This is a genomic window from Microbulbifer litoralis (genome assembly GCF_023634065.1).
GTDB classification, from domain to species: domain Bacteria; phylum Pseudomonadota; class Gammaproteobacteria; order Pseudomonadales; family Cellvibrionaceae; genus Microbulbifer; species Microbulbifer litoralis.
The window spans coordinates 70,242-88,163 of record NZ_JALKCV010000002.1 but is presented as its reverse complement, the minus strand read 5'-3'; the positions used below and the strand labels follow the sequence as shown (position 1 = coordinate 88,163).

General features: G+C 63.7%; 16 protein-coding genes. 10 read left to right on the top strand and 6 right to left on the bottom strand.

Translation table 11 applies throughout. The annotated features are described in order from the left end of the window. Window positions 1-50: 50 nt before the first annotated feature. Window positions 51-887 (bottom strand): BrxR family helix-turn-helix transcriptional regulator, encoded by an 837-nt coding sequence (locus MWN76_RS03745; RefSeq protein ID WP_250459457.1) that lies wholly within the window; start codon window positions 885-887, stop codon window positions 51-53. Between the two features lie 866 nt (window positions 888-1,753). On the opposite strand from MWN76_RS03745, the gene rsxA reads away from it, so the two are divergent. From rsxA to MWN76_RS03710, 7 genes are all read left to right on the top strand, one after another. Continuing rightward, window positions 1,754-2,329: an electron transport complex subunit RsxA gene (gene rsxA, locus MWN76_RS03740; protein WP_250459456.1), complete on the top strand. Its 576-nt coding sequence runs from the start codon at window positions 1,754-1,756 to the stop codon at window positions 2,327-2,329. 9 nt (window positions 2,330-2,338) lie between these two features. Next, a complete protein-coding gene (gene rsxB / locus MWN76_RS03735; protein WP_250459454.1) occupies window positions 2,339-2,959 on the top strand; it encodes an electron transport complex subunit RsxB in 621 nt (206 codons plus the stop codon). Window positions 2,960-3,030: 71 nt separating this feature from the next. After that, window positions 3,031-5,112 carry an electron transport complex subunit RsxC gene (gene rsxC, locus MWN76_RS03730; protein ID WP_250460087.1) on the top strand — a complete coding sequence of 694 codons (2,082 nt, stop codon included), beginning with the start codon at window positions 3,031-3,033 and terminating at the stop codon, window positions 5,110-5,112. Window positions 5,113-5,335: 223 nt separating this feature from the next. After that, window positions 5,336-6,394, top strand: coding sequence for an electron transport complex subunit RsxD (rsxD, locus tag MWN76_RS03725; RefSeq protein ID WP_250459452.1), 1,059 nt, complete (start codon window positions 5,336-5,338; stop codon window positions 6,392-6,394). Between the two features lie 112 nt (window positions 6,395-6,506). Then, window positions 6,507-7,235 (top strand): electron transport complex subunit RsxG, encoded by a 729-nt coding sequence (gene rsxG / locus MWN76_RS03720; RefSeq protein ID WP_250459450.1) that lies wholly within the window; start codon window positions 6,507-6,509, stop codon window positions 7,233-7,235. Further along, a complete protein-coding gene (locus tag MWN76_RS03715) occupies window positions 7,235-7,948 on the top strand; it encodes an electron transport complex subunit E (protein WP_250459449.1) in 714 nt (237 codons plus the stop codon). The genes rsxG and MWN76_RS03715 overlap by 1 nt, the downstream gene beginning before the upstream one ends. 208 nt (window positions 7,949-8,156) lie before the next feature. Beyond that, window positions 8,157-8,864, top strand: coding sequence for a TetR/AcrR family transcriptional regulator (locus tag MWN76_RS03710; RefSeq protein WP_250459447.1), 708 nt, complete (start codon window positions 8,157-8,159; stop codon window positions 8,862-8,864). 240 nt (window positions 8,865-9,104) lie between these two features. Here MWN76_RS03710 and MWN76_RS03705 read toward each other — a convergent pair whose 3' ends face one another. Both MWN76_RS03705 and MWN76_RS03700 read right to left on the bottom strand, forming a co-directional pair. Beyond that, a complete protein-coding gene (locus MWN76_RS03705) occupies window positions 9,105-10,250 on the bottom strand; it encodes an SO2930 family diheme c-type cytochrome (protein ID WP_250459445.1) in 1,146 nt (381 codons plus the stop codon). Beyond that, window positions 10,243-11,559 carry a parallel beta-helix domain-containing protein gene (locus MWN76_RS03700; RefSeq protein WP_250459444.1) on the bottom strand — a complete coding sequence of 439 codons (1,317 nt, stop codon included), beginning with the start codon at window positions 11,557-11,559 and terminating at the stop codon, window positions 10,243-10,245. The genes MWN76_RS03705 and MWN76_RS03700 overlap by 8 nt, the downstream gene beginning before the upstream one ends. A gap of 258 nt (window positions 11,560-11,817) precedes the next feature. Here MWN76_RS03700 and MWN76_RS03695 point away from each other — a divergent pair, with 258 nt between their 5' ends. Further along, window positions 11,818-12,300 (top strand): hypothetical protein, encoded by a 483-nt coding sequence (locus MWN76_RS03695; protein WP_250459443.1) that lies wholly within the window; start codon window positions 11,818-11,820, stop codon window positions 12,298-12,300. A 163-nt stretch (window positions 12,301-12,463) separates the two neighbouring features. On the opposite strand, the gene MWN76_RS03690 is transcribed toward MWN76_RS03695, so the two are convergent. Then, window positions 12,464-13,057, bottom strand: coding sequence for a Yip1 family protein (locus tag MWN76_RS03690; protein WP_250459442.1), 594 nt, complete (start codon window positions 13,055-13,057; stop codon window positions 12,464-12,466). Window positions 13,058-13,361: 304 nt separating this feature from the next. Continuing rightward, complete coding sequence (locus MWN76_RS03685) at window positions 13,362-14,438, bottom strand: branched-chain amino acid aminotransferase (RefSeq protein ID WP_250459441.1); 1,077 nt, start codon at window positions 14,436-14,438, stop codon at window positions 13,362-13,364. Window positions 14,439-15,090: 652 nt separating this feature from the next. Between MWN76_RS03685 and MWN76_RS03680 the strand changes: the two genes are divergently transcribed. After that, the gene (locus MWN76_RS03680) at window positions 15,091-16,398 is read left to right on the top strand and encodes an energy transducer TonB (protein ID WP_250459440.1); all 1,308 of its coding nucleotides are present in this window, start codon (window positions 15,091-15,093) and stop codon (window positions 16,396-16,398) included. A 399-nt stretch (window positions 16,399-16,797) separates the two neighbouring features. Here the strand turns inward: MWN76_RS03680 and MWN76_RS03675 are convergent, their stop codons facing one another. Beyond that, on the bottom strand, window positions 16,798-17,490 hold the full coding sequence (locus MWN76_RS03675; protein ID WP_250459439.1) for a hypothetical protein: 693 nt from the start codon (window positions 17,488-17,490) through the stop codon (window positions 16,798-16,800). Between MWN76_RS03675 and MWN76_RS03670 the strand changes: the two genes are divergently transcribed. Then, window positions 17,456-17,911, top strand: coding sequence for a hypothetical protein (locus tag MWN76_RS03670; RefSeq protein WP_250459438.1), 456 nt, complete (start codon window positions 17,456-17,458; stop codon window positions 17,909-17,911). The genes MWN76_RS03675 and MWN76_RS03670 overlap by 35 nt on opposite strands. Window positions 17,912-17,922 lie beyond the last annotated feature (11 nt).

The following is a 17,922-nucleotide window of genomic DNA, read 5'->3' as shown; positions in this document are numbered from 1 at the left end:
CCACAGGTCATCCCAGTTGACACTCCCCGCCCCAAATGCCCCGGCCCGGCCTAAAACAACCACTCCTTAACGTCATCAAAGTTGACAAGCACCAGCTGCTGCGCCTCGGGCCGCCCATCCAACATTTTGGTATTCACCTGCATCTCCTTGAGCAGGTAGCTGGCCAGGGCGGCGCGGGTCTGCAGGCAGAGCTGGCCGCCTTCCATCCGGTAGTCGTGCTCCAGCACGGTTTTCTGTTCCGGGGAGAGGCGCATGTCCGGCTGCAGTATCAGGGTGATCTGCGTATTCCAGGCGGTATCGCCGGAGGCATCGCGGGGGGATTTGTCCAGCGTTTCCGGCTGGCCGTGGAAACGGCTCAGCACGAAATCGCGGTATTGCTGGTTCTTTTCACACCAGGCGCGCAGGTGCCAGCGCAGGCCGGTGTTGACGAAGGTGTGGGGCGCAATGATGCGGCCCTCGCGGTCGGGGTTGGCGATCGATCCGTAGTCCACTTCCACCCGCCGCTGTTCGCGGATCGCTTTGATCAGTGGGCGCATCAGCTGCGGGCCCACGTTGCGGGCGGGGTGTCGCAATACCAGGCTGGGGAGGCTGCAGGAGGGGTGGGTCGGTTGCGAGTTCGCGCTGAGGCCGGCCATCCAGTTCAGGTATTCGGCCACGTCTGTGCCGATATGGTGGCACTCAAAATCCGGGGATGGCAGGTGGGCGCGGTCGCTGGGCCGGTAATCCAGGAGGTTTCGCGGGTACGCCTCGCGGTAGCGGTTGATCTCGTTGCTGGCGTACGGCCGGCTGATGCCGAAGAACTCCCGCAGGTGGGTTGTGGTGAGCCGCCCTTCCCAGTAGGCGACAAGCTCGATCAGCCAGAAGCGGCGTTGCTGGTTCTCATCCATAAGCGTTGCTGGCGCAGCGCACAGCAACGTGAACTGCTTCTTTATTATTTGTGATGTCTGCAACGTTTTACGCCAGTGGCCCGGGAGGGTCAACCGTGGAGGTTCGCGTGGCCGGTATTTCAACATCCTCACTCGTCGCGCCGTGGTGGTGCCACGGGTGTCGGGGAGGATTGTCGCTACAATTCCTGTTGTTGTGTCCCGGTTTTTGGGGATTCAGGTGATTGGCGGGGCTTAGTCCGGATGGGGGCGCGCCGTGCTCTGTCCCGGATTCCGCTACGCTTCATCCGGGCTACGCCTGCTGGTGTTGTATCCCGGTTTTCGGGGGGCAGGTGATTGGTGGGGCTTAGTCCGGATGGGGGCGCGCCGTGCTCTGTCCCGGATTCCGCTGCGCTTCATCCGGGCTACGCCTGCTGTTGTTGTGTCCCGGTTTTTGGGGTTCGGGTGATTGGTGGGGCGTAGTCTGGATGGGGGCGCGCCGTGCTCTGTCCCGGATTCCGCTGCGCTCCATCCGGGCTACGCCTGCTGGTGTTGTGTCCCGGTTTTTGGGGGGCAGGTGATTGGTGGGGCTTAGTCCGGATGGGGGCGCGCCGTGCTCTGTCCCGGATTCCGCTGCGCTCCATCCGGGCTACGCCTGTCGATCCGGGGTCCTGAACGCCGAACCCCGGGTTGTATGTGTCTCCCCTGGGCCTCCGGGGCATGGCGTCGTCGGCGCCGGCCATGTTGAACGGCCTCTGGGACTCGCGGATAATAGCCGCCCTGCGCGGCGCCCGACCCCACGCTCCCAGCGCCAGCCGCATAGCCCGGGGCCGGGCGAGACGGCCGGGTTCAATGCCGTACCGCCCGCCAATCGACACCTGCGGAGAACCATGACCGATTTCGCCGTCATCCTGCTCAGTACCATCCTGGTCAACAACTTCGTGTTGGTGCAGTTTCTCGGCCTGTGTCCGTTTATGGGGGTCTCCAACAAGCTGGAGACAGCCGTGGGCATGGCCGGGGCCACCACCTTCGTGTTGACGCTGGCGTCCATCTGTTCCTACCTGGTGAACACCTACCTGCTGGAGCCCTTCGGGATCGAATACCTGCGCACCATCTCCTTTATCATGGTGATCGCGGTGGTGGTGCAGTTTGCGCGCATGTTCATCGAGAAGACCAGCCCGCTGATGTACAAGGTGCTGGGGGTCTTCCTGCCGCTGATCACCACCAACTGCGCGGTGCTGGGTGTGGCATTGCAGAACACCATGAAGGCACACACCTTCGTGCAGTCCACTCTCTACGGTTTCGGCGCGGCGCTGGGCTTCTCGCTGGTACTGATCCTGTTTTCCTCCATGCGCGAGCGGTTGTTCGCTGCGGATGTGCCCACGCCGTTTCGCGGCGCCGCCATCGGCATGATCACCGCCGGACTGATGTCGCTGGCGTTTATGGGCTTTGGTGGACTGGTGTAAGGGGGCCCGATGCTGGACTGGATTTCTGAAATCTCCACGCCCCTGCTGGTACTCGGCGGCATGGCGCTGGCCTTTGGCGCGCTGCTGGGTTTTGCCGCGGTGCGCTTCCGGGTGGAGGGCGACCCGCTGGTCGAGCAGGTGGACGAACTGCTGCCGCAGACCCAGTGCGGCCAGTGCGGCTATCCCGGCTGCCGGCCCTACGCCGAGGCGATCGTGCACGGCGATGCGATCAACAAGTGCCCGCCCGGCGGCCAGGCGACCATCAACGAGCTGGCCAACCTGCTGGATATGGAGCCGATGCCGCTGGACGCCGAGCACGGCGTCGAGGACGTCAAGAAGGTGGCCTTTATCCGCGAGGCGGAGTGCATCGGTTGCACCAAGTGCATCCAGGCCTGCCCGGTGGACGCCATCGCCGGCGCGGCCAAGTATATGCACACGGTGATCGTCGACGAGTGCACCGGTTGCGACCTGTGCGTGGAGCCCTGCCCGGTGGACTGTATCGACATGGTGCCGCTGGAGACTTCCCTGCAGGAATGGCACCCGCAGAAACCGGAGGAAGGCATCGACCTGATCGCCAGCGACCGCCCCCAGCAAGGCACCCGCACCAGTGAAAAGAGGGACGCAGCTTGAGCCCCGAGCAGGAACCCATCTCCGAACGCCAGACCGTTGAAGAGCAGCGCGCCGCGCGCGAGGCACAACTGATTGCCAGCGAGCGGGCGCGGGACAAGGCGCGCGAACTGCGCCCCAACGATTTTCCCGGCGGCATCCACCCGCCGGAGAACAAACTCCAGTCCACCGGTGAACCCATCGGCAGTATCCCGCTGGCGGAAGATCTCGTCGTGCCGCTGCTGCAGCACACCGGCACCACGGCCCTGCCGCTGGTGGCGCTGGGGGAATATGTGATGAAGGGCCAGAAGATCGCCGAGGCGGATGGCCTGATCAGCAGCCCGGTGCACGCGCCCAGCTCCGGCAAGGTGATGGCGATAGAGCCGGCCCCGGTATTGCATCCGTCCGGCATGCCGGCGGATTGCATCACCATCCGTACCGACGGCGAGGAGCACTGGTGCGCGCTGGAGCCCTGCGAGAATTTCCGCGAGCGGGAACCGGTGGAACTGCTGGAGAAGATCCGCGATTGCGGCGTGGCCGGCCTGGGCGGCGCCGGCTTCCCGACTGCGGTCAAGCTGGATCCGCACGGCGGCAGCGAGATCGATACACTGATCATCAACGGCACCGAGTGCGAACCCTATATCACCGCCGACGATATGCTGATGCGCGAGCGCGCGGCGGAGATCATCGCCGGGGTGGAGATACTCGCCTATATCCTCGACGAGCCGGAGCGGGTACTGATCGGTATCGAGGACAACAAGCCCGAAGCCATCGAGGCGATGCGCGAAGCGGCAGAAGAAACCCGTTTCGATATCGTGGTCTTCCCGACCAAATACCCTTCCGGCGGCGAGAAGCAGCTGATCCAGATTCTCACCGGGCGCGAGGTGCCCAACAAGGGCCTGCCGGGCAATATCGGCATTATCTGCCAGAACGTGGGCACCGCCCGCGCCGTCTACCGCGCGGTGCGCTTCGGCGAGCCGCTGATCAGCCGCGTGACCACTGTGGTCGGTGAGGCGCTGGAGCGCCAGCGCAATATCGAAGTGCCCATCGGCACGCCGGTAAAACACATTCTCAAGCAGCACGGCAAACACACAGGCCTGATGCAGAAGGTGATTATCGGCGGCCCGATGATGGGTTACACCATCGACGACGAGCGCGCGCCGGTGGTCAAGACCACCAACTGCATCCTGGTACCGACGAAAAAAGAACTGCCGCCGGCACCGCCGGCCAAGGCCTGTATCCGCTGCGGTTTCTGCGCCGAGGTCTGCCCGGCCTCGCTGCTGCCGCAACAGCTCTACTGGTATGCGCGCGCCGAGGACCGCGAGAAGCTGCAGGCCTACAACCTGTTCGACTGCATCGAGTGCGGTGCCTGTTCCTATGTCTGCCCCAGCACCATTCCGCTGGTGCAGTATTACCGCGCGGCCAAGGGCGATATCCGTATCGCCGAACAGGAAAAGGAAAAATCCGATCGCGCCCGCGAGCGCTTCGAGTTTCGCAAGCTGCGGCTGGAAAAGGCGGAGAAAGAGAAGGAAGCCAAGCGCAAGGCGCGCCGCGAGGCCGCGGAACAGGCGCGCAGGCAGCGCGAACAGGACGCCGATTCGCCCGAGGCCAGGTCGGCCAGCCAGGAATCCGATGTGGTGGCGGCGGCCCTGGCGCGGGTCAAGGCCAAGCAGGCCTCGCCGGAACAGCAACTGGCCCGCGCCAAACGCTCCCTGACCAGTGCCGAAAACCGTGTCGAACGGATGCAGAAGAAACTCGCCGAAGCCGCGGAGGAGCAGCGCGACCAGTTGGCGGCCCAGTTGAAGAGCGCCGAACTCAAGCTGGAGGAAGCGCGGCAGAAGCTGGCCCAGGCCGAACAGCAGGCCAGTGCGGCGCCGTCGCCATCCGCGCCGGCCGGTCCCGAGGCACAGGAAGATCCCCCCGGCGAAAAAAGCAGGGCACAGGGTGCGATCGAAAAAGCCAAGGCGGCCGCTGCGGCCCGCGCGCAGATGAGCGATGCGGACAAGCTGGCCGCGGATATCGAGGCACTGAAGGCCCGCGTGGCCAAGGCCGGGGCGCGACTGGAAAAAGCGCGCGCGGAGGGCGACAGCAATGTGGATGCCTTTGCCACGGCGCTGGAAAAAATGCAGAAGAAGCTGGAACAGAAGCAGCGGGAACAGTCGGGGGAACCGGAATAATGGAACGGCAATGTAGGAGCCTGCCCCGCGGGCGATTATCCCGGACCGGGGAAATCACCACCCGATCGCCAGTTTCCGTAGGATGGGCAAAGCGGAGCGTGCCCATCAAAGCGGCGGAAGATGGGCACGTCGCTACGCTCCTTTGCCCATCCTACGGGGAGTATTGGCTTCACTCGGCGCCACCCAAGTTGGCTCCAATACCTACAGGTTACGGAGTTGCGCGATGAGCCTGATGCGCGCCTCTTCCCCCCACGCCCGCTCCGGCGACAGCGCCGCCAGGGTAATGCTGCAAGTGGCCGCCGCCACCGTTCCCGGCGTACTGGCACTGGTGCTGTATTTCGGTATCGGCGTGCTGATCAATATCGCGCTCTGCACCATTACCGCCATCGCCTGCGAGGCGGCGGTGATGAAACTGCGCAACCGCCCGGTGGTTTTTTACCTGAAGGACTACAGCGCGTTTGTCACCGCGCTGCTGCTGGGCATCGCGATCCCGCCCTACTGTGCCTGGTGGATTCCGGTGGTCGGCACCGCCTCGGCGATCATACTGGCCAAGCACCTGTACGGCGGCATGGGCTACAACCCGTTCAACCCGGCCATGGTGGGTTACGTGGTGCTGCTGATCAGTTTCCCGGTGGCCATGACCCGCTGGGTGGGCCCGGCCGAGATGATCTACGGTGCCCCCGGTCTCAGCGAAACCCTGGGGCTGGTTTTCGGGTTCGGCAATATCAATGTCGACGGTTTCACCCGCGCCACGCCGCTGGAAATCGTGCGCCTGAACCAGTCGGTGCTGCTGGAACAGCTCTACCAGAGGGAGCCGATGTTCAACAAGGGCAGCATCGCCGGCTACGGTTGGGAGGTGGCCAGTTTCGGCTTCCTGGTCGGCGGCCTCTTCCTGCTGTTGCGGCGCATCATCACCTGGCACGCGCCAGTGGCAATGCTCGGCACCCTGACCCTGCTGTCGGTGCTGTTCTACGACAGTGGCAGTTCCCTGAGTGAGGGCTCGCCGTTGCTGCACCTGTTTTCCGGCGCCACCATGCTGGGGGCTTTCTTCATCATCACCGACCCGATCAGCGGCGCCACCAGCAATAAGGGGCGGCTGATCTTTGGCGCCGGCGTGGGGCTGCTGACCTATGTGATCCGCGCCTGGGGCAGTTATCCGGATGCCGTGGCCTTCGCCGTGCTGCTGATGAACTTCGCCGCCCCCACCATCGACAATTACACGCTGCCGCGCACCTATGGCCACAAGGCCCCGCGCAAGGCCACGGATGTGGAGGAACAGTGATGCGGAATCCGACCCTGATGGGCACGTCGCTGCGCTCCTTTGCCCATCCTACACGGTGGCCTACCGTAGGATGGGCAAAGCGTAGCGTGCCCATCAGCAAAGGGAGCAGTCAATGCTGAAACGCTCCATGGCCTCCAATGCGGTGATACTGACGCTGTTCGCGCTGGTCACCGCCGGCACGCTGGCCATCACCCAGATCACCACCCGCGAACCCATCGAGCGCGCGATCCGCGCGGCATCCGCCAAGGCGCTGCTGGAGATTATCCCGGTGGAGCGCCACAGCAACGATATCCTGGTGGACACCTATCCGATTCCCAAGACCTACTGGGAGCGGCTGGGACTGGACCAGGGGGGCGATATCAACCTGGCGCGGGAGGACGACGGCCGCATCACCGCGGTGATCGTGCCGGCGGTGGCGCCGGACGGTTATTCCGGCCCCATCAAGATGCTGGTGGGCGTGAACCGCGACGGCACCGTGGCCGGCGTGCGCGTCACCGCCCACAGCGAAACACCCGGCCTGGGCGACAAGGTCGACATCGGCAAGAGCGACTGGATCCTGGGCTTCGACGGCAAGTCCCTGCAGAATCCGCCCGCCGAAATGTGGAAAGTGCAGAAAGACGGCGGCGCCTTCGACCAGTTCACCGGCGCCACCATCACCCCGCGCGCGGTGGTCAATCAGGTGCGCGACGTGCTCGAGTTCGTTGCCGCCCACCGGGAACAGCTGTTCAGTGCCCCGGTTTCCAGGCGGGCGGTGGAGGTGCCCCAGCCTCAAGGCGAAGTGCCACAGCCCAATAGCGACAGAGAGCAACAGTCCAGCGACGAATCCCCGGAGAACAACTGATGGCGACACCCGGCTACAGCGAGATCAGCCGCAACGGCCTCTGGAACAACAACCCGGCCCTGGTGCAGCTGCTGGGCCTGTGCCCGCTGCTGGCGGTGACCGGTTCGGTGGTCAACGCCATCGGCCTGGGGCTGGCCACTATCGGCGTACTCGCCTGTTCCAACCTGGCGGTGTCGATCGTGCGCCGGCAGATGCCGGAGACGGTGCGCCTGCCGGCCTCGGTGATGATCATCGCCACCTTCGTCACCTGCGCCGAGCTGTTGATGAAGGCGTTTACCTACGAACTGTTCCTGGTGCTGGGTATTTTCATTCCACTGATCGTGACCAACTGCGCGATCCTCGGCCGCGCCGACGCCTTCGCCAGCAAGAACCCGGTGCTGCCGTCGCTGGTGGACGGTTTCATGATGGGGCTCGGCTTCACCGCCGTGCTGATCGTCATCGGCGCCATCCGCGAGATACTGGGCCGCGGCACCCTGTTCGCGGATATGGACCTGCTGCTGGGGCCGATGGCGGAAGACTGGGGCATTCCGGTGCTGGGCACCGACTACCCGGGCTTCCTGGTGGCGGTGCTGCCGCCCGGCGCCTTCCTGGTGGCGGGCCTGCTGATCGCCGCCAAGAATGCGATCGATGCCGGTATCGAGCGGCGCCGCAGCCAGCGGGTCCGGGTAATGCCGGGCTCCAAAAGAGTCCGGGTGACCGGCAAAATCACCTGATCCGATCGTGCCATTCAAAAATGGGCGCCAATTGGCGCAAACTCACACAAACTGCATGGAAACAGCGCAATATCCATGTAAGCGTCTGTAATCTATTGGCGCCATATTCATCTGTTTTACGCTAGTCATTTCACACTTTTTCGCTAGAATGGGACGCTCGATCAGGGGTTGGATCGATCTCTTTATAAAAAAAACAGGGAACTGCGCTATGACTATGGACAGCGGAAAGTCTGAACTGGTCTATCACGGCCGCCGCGCCCAGCGCGCGGACAGTCGGCAGCGCCGCAAGGCCATACTCGAGGCCACGCTGCGGCTGATTGTCAAAGAGGGTATTCGCGGCATCCGCCACCGCGCCGTTGCCCGCGAGGCCTCGGTGCCGCTCGCCGCCACCACCTATTATTTCAAAGACCTGAACGACCTGATCAGCGACGCCTTCACTTATTTCGTCGAACAGGGCCTCGAACACACGCGCCAGTTGCAGGAAGACAGCTTCGCCGCTGCCCGCAACCTGTCGCCGGAGGATCGCGCTTCCGGCGCCGGGCGCAAGCTGCTGATCCAGCAGCTCACGCGTTTTATCCTCACCCATGTGCGCAACCAGGCGGGCAACCGGGATTTCCGCCTGATCGAGCTCGCCTTCCGCAACGAGGCCCTGCGCAGCGCGCAGCTGACTGCCGCCATTCGCGCGGCCAACAACGCGACCGAAGCGCTGATCCAGGAATTTTTCGAACTGCTGGGGCTCGCCGATCCGCAGGCGGCGGTACAGATAGTCCACGGCACTATCCTCAATCTGGAATACCAGATCCTCAGCGGCGCAGCCAGTATCGATTCGCCGCTGCTGGAGCGTACCGTGACCATGATGGTGAAGGGCCTGATCCCGATGGGGGCCACCGCCACCGAGCCCGAACTCCTCGACTGAGCGGCGCCTGTCCGGGCCCGGCATCGCGCGGGCCCTTCTCGCATGATTCCAACACTCGTATCAGCTCAAGTTTTGGGGGTCAGATCGGGGCGCCGGGTGGCGTGGCCCTTTGCGGGACACGCTGCAAGTACCTCCCTGTAGGCTCTAATCGACATCCCTGTCTCATAAGGTCCCGCAAAGGGCCACGCCACCCGGCTCTGCGCCTGTTTTCAAGGCTTCTCAACTCCGAAACTTGAAATATCAGGAACAGCTTCCCGACAGAGAGGCGACCCACTCGCTCAACAGCGCCGTGCCCTCCTCGTGTACCAGGCTGCGCCCGAGTTCCGGCATCATGGCGCCGGGGTCCGTGGATTCCACACGGAAATTCAGGATCGATTGACCCGGCGCACCCGGCACTATCGCAAAGCGGCGATTGCCGCTGCCGGTACCCGCCGCCACCGGCGGTTTGCACACGCCCAACCGACGCATGTCCCGCTCGCTGTGATACAGCATCAGGCCCGAAGTATCCGCAGCCCCGGACGGGTTGTGGCAGTGGCCGCAGTTGATATCCAGATAGGAGCGCGCGCGCACCGCCAGTGGCTGGCTGGTATCGGCATAATCCACATTGCGCGGAATCTGTGAGAACTCCGGCAGGCCGGACAGGTAGCCGATCTGTTGCCAGTGCACCAGTTGGTTCTGCACGCCCTCTGCGTAGCGGTACTCTTTATTCAGGTGCCGCGCGCGCGGACCCAGTGGGTGTACCGCTTTGGCGGTGTGATTGTCGGCATGGCATCCGGCACACTGGTTTGCATCCGGCACCACGTAGGTAAACGGTTGGCTTTCACCGCTTTCCGCCACCAGTTGCATGCGGCTGGCGTCGCCGGCAATTTCCAGCGTGGCCTCGGTCTGCGCATCGTTCCAGACGTAGGGCAACGCCTGCCATCCCTCTTCGCGCCGGACCAGCAGGCGGGTTTCCACCAGCCGCACCGTCTTCAGGTTCAGGGCGCGGCCGGCCCCGCCGGCTGCGTAATCGTTGCTGTAATCGTCCGTGCGCAGTACCGCGCCGTTTTCCCCTCTCGGGTAGTAGAAGGTCTTGCTCAGGACGGTGCCCACCGGGTAGTCGAAATCCTCCTTACCGTAGCGGGCCGAACTGCCCGCCGGCATCCACACCGTACGCAGTTTGTGGGCGTAATCGGTAAACAGCGCCGTGTTCAGGTCGTAGGGGGTCACGCCCGCATTCGGCGACAGCTCGCCGTCGATCACTTCCAACAGGTGCCAGGCACTGAGTTTTGCCGGCACGGCGTCCCGCTCGAATACCGTCACCTGCTCGCGGGGGGCATCGCATCCCGCGAGCCCCAGTGCCAGGATTGCCGGGGCCAGCACCGCGCCCCAGGAGATTTTACGCATCGGCCGCCTCGAGTGCTGCTACGTTACTTTCTTCCTTACCTTCGGGCTGCGGCTGGTCGAAGTCCAGCACGATCTGCGGCAGCTTTTCCAGGCTGCATTGATGCGGCGCGATATCGGTGGAGATATTCTTGAAGTCGTTGGGAAAATCCACATTGAGGATGCCGGCATCGCCGTTGTCGATACACAACTTCAATGAGTCGGGCAGTTTGCCATCCACCATTTTGTCGCGGTTGACCACGCCGTCCCAGAGCACGTCCGGGAGACTGCCACCGAGGCCGAACTTGGCCAGTTTCAGTGCCTTCAGTTCAATATGGTCCGGGGAGCTGCCCCCGCCGGAGAACTGGTTGCCGTAGATATAGATCCCCTCCGGGTAGGGATCGAAGCTCTCCTGGGTCGATTTGTCGGTGGAGTAGCCGGCCATGTAATAACTGCTGACGATCACATTGGCGGTATCGTTGTCGGCGATTTCGTTGCCGAAGATCTCCACGTTGTCGTTGGAGTTGATGACCACACCGGAACCCGCCGGCACCGCGGCCACCGGTGTGCCCTCGTGGCCGAAGTTGTCGGTGTTGTTCTCGAATACCCGGTTGTTGTAAACGCGCGTGCTGTGCCCCGGCTGCGGCAGGTTTGGCATATTGAAAACCAGGATGCCGCCGGTGTTGTTGGTGGCCACATTGTCGTAGACGTCGGCTCCGATGGTGTTTTCGATCTCGATACCGGCCACGTTGTACTCGGCGCGGTTGTTGCGAACGATCACATTCCGCGACTGGCCGACGTAGATACCGGCGTCGGAGGCACCGATGGCCACCGTCCCCTCCACCAGGGTGTTTTTGGTCTGCACCGGGTAGATACCGTAGGCACCGTTCTCGGTCTCCGGGCCGTTGGTCCACTCGACGCGGATATTGCGGATGATGATGTTCTCGCCCTCGTTCACTTTCAGGGCGTCGCCGATGGTGTCCTCGATTGCCAGGTCTTCGATGGTGAAGTCACTGGCGTTGACCAGCAGGCCCTCGGCCCCCTGGATCTGGTCCTTGAACGACAGGATGGTCTTGTCCATGCCGGCGCCGCGAATGGTCACCCCATCGACGTTCAGCGACAGGCTGCGGTTGAGGCTGAATTCGCCCGCCGGCAGTTCGATGACATCCCCGGGCTCAGCGGAGATCAGTTGCTTGAGCAGGTTCTTCTGGAAATCGGCTGAGGCGGAGGCCTCGGTGGTGTCTTGAGGGGCGCCATCACTGCCCGAGTCCCGGGAGCAGGCGGCGGCCAGCACTGCGGCGAGCGCCACGCCGATATAGGCTGCGGTCTTCATGAGTTATTCCTTTTATTCGAGTTATTTCGCACGGCAGCCACCCGCGCCCGGAACTGCTCAACCACAAATGTGTACGCTTGTACCAACTTGGGCGCGCAGAAAATGGCTGCCTTCGGCGCATTCGATAGTATCCAATCGCCCCGGGGCCAGCAAGGCGGCGCCACTGGTCATTCCGGGACACATTTGAGCGGCTTGCCGGGGGAATCGGGGCCCTGTACTGTCTCTGCTGTGTCCGGATATTCACCAACCGCCAGCACCATGAAAGCCCGCCACCTGATCCCGCTTGTCTCCGTTTTCCTGTGCGGCAACGCGATGGCAACGGAAACCCTGGAGCTTGAAATCGTCACGGCAAACGGCGCCCGCTACTCGGCCAGCCGGGAACTCGGCGAAACATTCGAGTCATTCGACTCCGGCGTCATCCGCGGGGAAGCGCCTCCGCGGGAATACAAGGCCATCCGCTGCGACGGCCCCTGGGGCGCAATCAGGTACAGCCTGCCGCTGGCCAGCGGCCCCGGCTACCAGGTTCGCGCCGACGGCGAGCGGCTGTCGCTGCAGATTGTTGAACACGCGGTGATCAGTGCGGACAGGAATATCGAGGCGATGAAAATGCACTGCATCGATACCGAACCGAAACAGGTGGTACGGTCACTGCTGAAGGTCGAGCTGGATCGCGGCAGCCGCGAAAGCCGGCAAGTGGTGCTGGCGAATGGTTACCGGCTGGTGTACCGCTATACGCCGTGATGGCAGGGCCGGCACGCTGCAAAGCTGGAGCCCGGGCCCTGTTGCGTTGCGGCTACCAGCCCCGGATTCCGCTGCGCTTCATCCGGGCTACGGTGCAGTTTACGCAGGATGGGTAAAGCGGAGCAGCGTACGCATCAAGGCGGCTACGTTGCGGGCGCCATATTCAGTGGAATACCGGCGCGGCGACGTAACTCCAGAAGAGCACCGTTCCCACCATCACCAGCACTGCCACCACCAGCGATACGGTGACGATCGCGCTGGCAAACAGGAAACCCCGCTCTTCCGACACCCCCATCACGATCGGGATGCCGGTGTAGAGCAGGTAGACGGCGTAGGCCACCGCCAGCATCGCCAGCAGAATATCCAGCCACAACAGGGGGTAGAGGCCGGCGACCCCGGCGATAAAGATGGGCGTGGCGGTAAAACCGGCGATCACCATACCCTTCATCGGGTAGCTGCGGGCGCCGTAGGTTTTTGCCATCCAGTGAATGAAATAGCCGACGGCAATGACCGCCAGCACCATGGTGCAGTAGAACACCGCCACCAGGGACAGGGCGCTGTCGCTGGTGATGCGCCGCTGTTCGCCACCGATACTCCAGCCCACTTGCGTGGTGCCGAAATACCAGGCCAGCGCCGGCAACAGCGCCAGTACGATCACATAGGGGACCTGGCGGCGCAGCGCCTTTTCAGGCAACCCGCCAATATGCTGCCACTGCCTGCGCGGCTGTACCAGCAGTCCGTACATATGGCTCAACATCCCGATTCTCCTCACTCACGATTGTGAGGAACCCCGAGAGAGGACCTAGCTGCTCAAATTGATCTGGATACTGCTCGTCAAAGTGAGGAATACTGCCCAGAGGCCATTCCCAGAGTTCCAGCATTTATTCTTGTTTCCAGCCCATTTGTAGCACTGCGGTCGCCCAAGTCAACGGCTCCCGGCGCTTTGGCGGAAAAGATTACATATGCGTTTCTGCTGGAAACAGTCGGCGGGCAGTACTGATACCGATCAACTCGACGTGGTGCGAACTGGCGATGGGGGCGCCCCCATCGCTATGCATGGATTACCGCTCGCTGGGGTCGGCCACCTCAACGGCCTGCATCCAGCCGAACGGGTCCCCGGCGCGCCCTTCCTGGATATCCAGCAGCGCCGCGCGCAACCGCTGCGCCACCGGTCCCGGGGCCTGTGCCGGTGTGTACTCGCGCTCGCCGTCGCCGAAGACGCTGATCGGGCTGACAATCGCCGCGGTGCCGCAGGCAAAGGCCTCTTCGCAGCGGCCGGACTGCACCAGTTCCAGCAGCTCGTCGATATCGATCTCCCGCTCCCGCACCGGGTAGTCCAGCTCCCGCGCCAGGTCGATCAGCGAATCCCGGGTAACCCCCTCGAGAATGGAGCCGTTCAGGGCCGGTGTGTGCAACTCGCCATTGATCACGGCGAAGAAATTCATCCCGGAGAGTTCATCCACCGTGCGCCGGTTGCCCGGGTTCAGCCACAGGGACTGGTCGTAGCCCCGCGCCTTCAGCCGCGCAATACTCTGCAGCGAGGCGGCGTAGTTGCCACCGACCTTGCTGTCGCCGGTACCACCGAGGGCCGCGCGGGAGTCCTCCCGCTCCACCCACAGGCGCATGTTGCCGGGGTGATAGGCCTCGGACGGGCTGGCAATCACGTAGAACTCGTAGGAACTGCTGGCGGACACCGAGAGATCCGGCTGGGTGCCCATCAGGAAGGGGCGCAGGTAGAGGGACTCGCCGCTGTTGGCCGGCACCAGGTTGGCGCAGTAAGCGGTCACTGCGCGCACACCGTCCATGAACAGGGACTCGGGCACCGCCGGCATGCACAGCCGTTCGGCCGAATGCGCCATGCGCGCCGCATTGCGCTCGGGCCGGAACAGCCCCACGCCGCCGCCCTGCATGCGGTAGGCCTTCATACCCTCAAAACAGGACTGCGCGTAGTGCAGTACCTTCGCCGCCGGGTCCAACGCCAGCGGCGCATACGGCACCAACTGGCCGGGGCTCCAGCAGCCGTCCTGGCACACGGCCCGGAACATCACCGGCGCCATCACCTTGCCAAAGCCCAGCTTCTCGGGCATCTCGAATCCGCGCAGGCTGGTGGCCACGGCGGGGTCAATGTAAATGCTCACCGACTCTCTCCTGTCATTCCGATGCGCTGATTATGGCGCTTGCCCGCCAGCAATCCAAATATACGGCCCATCAGGGTCCGATTTTACGCACAGTGCCACAGGTATGGCCTCTTAAATTAGGACAATAATCTCGCCAGCGGTCAGTCTGGCGCCCGCTTGCCGCGATTGGGCCGCCACCAGCGTAGGCGCCGGGGATCGATGCGCACAAAATCTGTACAGGAGTCTCGATTCAATAACCAGTACACAAAAATTCTGACGCCTGTTTCCTAATATTCCACTAACGGCCAGCGCGTCAGGGGTCCAAGCTCTTCAGGACAGAGCAACCGATTTGCGACCGGACACAATGCCAGCGCAAGGCGGGTGGATTAACCGCCACCTTGGACGGGTGTATAAACCGGTTAGCTATACTCAGAGATACGCAGCCGCGAAAGCCCCGAAGCGGGCCCGGGCGCGTTATTGCAGGTGGCGGCGCCAGGACCCACCACCGGGCACCGGAAAAAACACTCCGGGCACAGTCAGGGAACAAGAGAGAACCACACTTCAGGGAGAGAGAATCCGCACGGCCCGCGGGCCCGAGCGGAATCCGTGCCCGCAGTTCTGCGCCGTGCGCAGAACCGGGTGAAGCACAACATGGAACAGAAGTGGTTCAACCGTGACACAGACAGATTTCAGCAGCACCCTTGCTATCGGCTTGATGTTTACAGCCACAGCTCTGCTGTGTGGCAACACCTACGCGGAAGATGGCGCCGCAATCATTACCGATCCCAGCGCCCCTCCGCCCGCCTTCATAGAGGCCGCCTCAAAACCACTGAAAACAGCCGAGCCCCGGCGGCGTCAATTGCGACCCAGCGAAGTGGTCGACCAATACCGGGAACGCATTGAGGAACTGGAAGCGGAAAGAGGCGCCTATGGCGCCGGTATCGACGAAGAGCTGCTGGGCCTGGCAACGGCCCTGCAGGAAGTGGGCGCCCACGAACAGGCCATCAGCGAGTTCCGCCGCGCCATGTTGATCACCCGGGTCAACGAGGGCCTCTACTCCCTGAACCAGACGCCCATGATCGAGCGTATGATCGAAAGCCAGATTGCGCTCAGCCAGTGGGAAGATGCCAACGACAACCAGGAGTATCTCTACTGGCTGCACGCGCGCAATTTCGGCGAGAAGGACCCGCGCATGCTGCCGGTCATCAACGATCTGAGCCGCTGGCATCTGCAGGCCTACGTCGAGGAGAAAGGCGCCACCCTGTTCGAGCACCTGATCAGTGCCACCAATCTCTACGAGCTGGCGGTGGATATCATCACCCAGAACTTCGGCGCCAATGACCTGCGCCTGGTGGAGGCCCTGCGCGGCCTCAAGGCCACCAACTACTATTTGGCCACCTACGACGGCGAGCCGCAGCCGGCGGTGGTGGTCAACACCAGCTTCGGCGGCGGTAATATGGACGCCCAGCGGCGCTCCAAACTGGATCACTACCGCATGAACAGCTTCAGCACCGGCAAGAAAGCCATCGCGCGTATTGTCGATGTCTACCAGCAGAACCCGCAGTCGCCGCCGGCGGCCTCGGCCAAGGCCAAAGTGGAACTGGGCGACTGGTACATGATGTTCAACAAGTGGCACTCGGCCCGGGAAACCTACGGTGAGGCCTACCAGGCACTGTGGGACAACGGCGCCACCAACCGGGAGATCGAGGATATTTTCGGCCGCCCGGCGGCACTGCCCGCGCTGCCGATGCTGGACGAGGACAAAACCGCGCTGGAGGAATCCTACGTGACTGTGTCCTACGATGTGACAGCCTTCGGCAAGGCGCGCAATATCGAGATACTGCACGCCAGGCCGGACGACAACGTCGGCATCCGCTCGCGGGTGCGCAATGTGTTGAAGCGCGCGAAATTTCGCCCGCGCTTCGTCAATGGCGAGCCGGTGGAAACCACGGGTATTGTACAGAGGTTCGTTTTCGACTGATGATATCGACGACAGGGCGCCTCCGGGGACCGCAATGAGCGGGATTCTCGCGCCCGACTGGCGACAGCGGCCAAACCCCGTATAACGAGCGCTGTCCAACTCCAGACAACCCAGTAGCAGCGGCCGCTTTTCAGCCGCTGCCCCACAGGCCGGGCACCCCCCGGCCTGTGTCGCAGAAATCGCTCATGTCCGACAGCGCCCCGGGCGCTTCAGGAGAGATAAAATGTCACTATGGAAAGCGGTACCCGAGGATTTTCGCAGGAATGCCAGATGGCGGACCCTGGCGTCGGTGATGGTGCTCGGCGCCGTTGTCGCCGGTTGCAAGAGCCAGCAGACCCAGCAACAGCCGCCGGCGCAGCCGTCGCAGTCGCAATCCTCGTCCAGCTCGTCCTCCCAATCTCAATCCCAGTCGCAATCGCAATCGAGCTCTTCCAGCAGCTCCCCGAGCAGCAGCCAGAGCCAGTCGCAGACGGCCAGCAGCAGTATGCCGTCCAGCAGTTCGTCGAGCCAGCCGAGCCAGGGCATGCCCGGCAGCACCAGCAGCAGCCAGCCGAGTTCCAGCATGCCCACCATCAACTCCGGCAGCGAATCCAGCAGCAGCGACACCACCGCCTCCCGCAGCGGCGAGCAGTCCTCCTCCCGGCGGAGCCGTTCCGCCGGCGACAGCATGCCCGACCCGACCGCGCGCGGCGAGCGCTCCTCGCCGGTGTACAACGAGTCCGACCAGCGCCCGCAGGAGAGCCGCATGCCGCCGGATCCGTCCACTGACAGCGAGGGCGAACCGCCGGACGAGGTCGACTTCTCGGAAGAGGAACAGACAGCGTCATCCAGCAGCGCCTCCTCCAGTTCCTCGAGCCCCAGCAGTTCCAGCAGCGCTTCCTCGAGCAGCAGCGCCGCATCCAGCAGTGCCTCCGCCTCCGACAGCGCCGCCTCGGCCAGCAGCGCCTCCGCCGGCGGGCAGCCCTCGGCGGCGGGCGGTGCGCGCTCCAGTGCCGGCGGCCCGGCCTCGCAGAGTGGCGGCGCGCCCAACGAGGCCCCGGCATCGTCGGCGGAGCGCGTGGCGGAACTGGAGGGCGAATTCGACTCCACCATGGCCAGCTACGACGGCATGATCCTGCGCGAGCGCGATTATGTGCGCAATCGCCCCGCCTCCGCCGAGGACCAGGGCGCCGACGGCGAGGAGGCACCGCCGCCCGGGGAGTCCCTCGAAGACCTGATCGAATCCGCGGAAGCGGAAATCCCCGCACCGCCCGGCGGTGGCGGCGAGGGCGGCGGTCCGGAACAGAACAACTCCAGCGGCCAGGCCACCGGCCCGGGCATGCCCACCAAGGGGCGCAAGGGCGAGTACAACCACACGGGTACCACACCGGTGGTCCCCGCGGACATTCCCCAGGGCGACGACGACGATGTGGTGGCGCGGCAGATCCGCGAGGCCGCAATGCGCGAATCGGACCCCGAGTTGCGTGAAAAGCTCTGGGAAGAGTATCGGAAATACAAGAAAGCGCAGAATTGACAGCGGAGGCT